We start from the raw sequence: 914 nt of genomic DNA, 5'->3' as shown, positions 1-914 counted from the left end.
GGTCACCGTTTCGCCGAAACGCGGCAGGGCTGGCCGATGCGACGGCAGCGGCGTGCCCCGGCGATCCGCCCAGTCCGCATAGAAGGCGTCCAGCTCCGCGAAGGCGACGGCCCCGTGGCGCGCGGGCAGGATCAGCGCCTGACGGTTCAGCGCCCGCAGCCGTTCCGCCAACGCCTCTAGCGCGGCGGGCTCCACGGTGTCGGCCTTGTTCAGGATGATCACGTCCGCCCGTGCCGCCTGCGCCCGGCGGATGCCCGCAATGTCCCCTTCCGAACGGCACAGATCAAGGGCGTCCGCCACCGTGATCACAAGGCCGGGCTGCACGATGTCGCGCAGCTCGGACAGCGCGTCCATGACGTTGGCGGGGTTCGCCAGCCCCGTAGTTTCCAATATGAACTGCTCGGCGGGCATGTCCCCGATGAGCCGCAGCAGCCCCGGACGCAGGCTGTCCGCCAGCGAACAGCACACGCACCCCTCATCGAGCGCCTCCACCTGGGTTTCGCCGCGCAGAAGCGCCGCGTCAAGCCCGATTTCTCCGAATTCATTTTGGATGACGCCCGTATAGCGCTCACGCCCGTGCAGGAAATCCAGCCATTGCCGCAGGAATGTGGTTTTGCCCGAGCCGAGAAAGCCGGTGAGGATGTGCAGCACGGGCAGGCCGGATTCCTCCTCAAGCGGCTTGTGGCGCAGGGGCAGACGGGCGAGGGGACGCCCTTGGGCTCCGGCGCTGCCGAACGCCGCCGTGAGCCGGAGTTCCCGCCCTGTCCCGCCGGGGATGTGCCGGATGTTCCCGGCGGCGTCGAAACCGGGGATCGGGGCCGCCTCGCCGTCCAACGACACGCGGGCGGGGTCCCCAAGCAGGCTTTCAGCCGTGGCCGACAAGGCCGCGAACGGGCGCAGGAGCAGCCGGAAGG

General features: G+C 69.7%; 1 protein-coding gene. It reads right to left on the bottom strand.

What is annotated here, in order from left to right; genetic code table 11:
* Positions 1 to 914, bottom strand: a 914-nt coding sequence (locus HMPREF0178_RS20110) for a GTP-binding protein (RefSeq protein ID WP_009369377.1), incomplete at both ends; no start/stop codon positions are given.

The sequence above is a fragment of the Bilophila sp. 4_1_30 genome (genome assembly GCF_000224655.1).
GTDB lineage: Bacteria > Desulfobacterota > Desulfovibrionia > Desulfovibrionales > Desulfovibrionaceae > Bilophila > Bilophila wadsworthia.
This window is presented reverse-complemented; position numbering and strand designations above follow the sequence as displayed.